The sequence below is a fragment of the Promicromonospora kroppenstedtii DSM 19349 genome (genome assembly GCF_000515355.1).
GTDB lineage: Bacteria > Actinomycetota > Actinomycetes > Actinomycetales > Cellulomonadaceae > Promicromonospora > Promicromonospora kroppenstedtii.
Map to the genome: position 1 here is coordinate 22,328 of NZ_KI911762.1, position 758 is coordinate 23,085.

General features: G+C 75.3%; 1 protein-coding gene. It reads right to left on the bottom strand.

All coding sequences use genetic code 11. From position 1 onward, the window contains the following. On the bottom strand, positions 1 to 758 hold a 758-nt coding region (locus PROKR_RS28960), incomplete at both ends, for an AAA family ATPase (protein ID WP_036971021.1).

The window sequence follows — 758 nt, forward strand, 5'->3', positions numbered from 1 at the left end:
GCCGGCCGTGGCCCGGGTGCCAGGTGCGGCCGACCACGTCCTGCACCTGCCGCACCACCTCGTCGGCCTCCGCCGGGGAGGACGTCGAGCGCCCCTCGTGAACCACCGGGGCGTGCGCCACCCCGGGCGGCACGCCGTCGAGCGACCGCTCGGTCGTGACCGGGTGGGCCGACAGCCGGCCCGCGTACGCGAGCTCGGACACGGCCGCACAGACCATCGGGTGCATGCGCCAGGACTCGGGCAGCAGGTAGCCCAGGCCCTCGGGCAGCACGGAGCTGCCGGCCGCGAGCCAGGCGAGCGCCGACTCGTCCACCGGTTCGGGGTGTCTTCCCTGGCTGACCTGCGGAAGCTGCTGGGGATCGCCGAGCAACAGCAACCGCTGCGCGGCCCGGCCGACAGCGACCGTGTCCGCGAGCGAGAACTGCCCCGCCTCGTCGATGACGAGCAGGTCCAGGCCCTCGGCAGGCCAGCGCTCGTGCGCGAAGTCCCATGCGGTGCCGCCCACCACGCAGCCGCCGGAGCTCCCGGCGGCGAAGTCCGCGAGCTGGCTGCCGGTCAGCTCCGGCCACGGGCTGCCGGCCTCCTGTTCGACGCCCTTGGCCCGCTGCTTCTTGGCGACGACGTCGACCGGCACCCCGGCCTTGTCGACGAGGCAGCGCAGCAGGTTCTCGACCGCGGCGTGCGACTGGGCCACCACGCCCACGCGCCAGCCCGCGTCCGCGAGCCGGGCCACGACGTGCGAGCCGACGTGCGTCTTG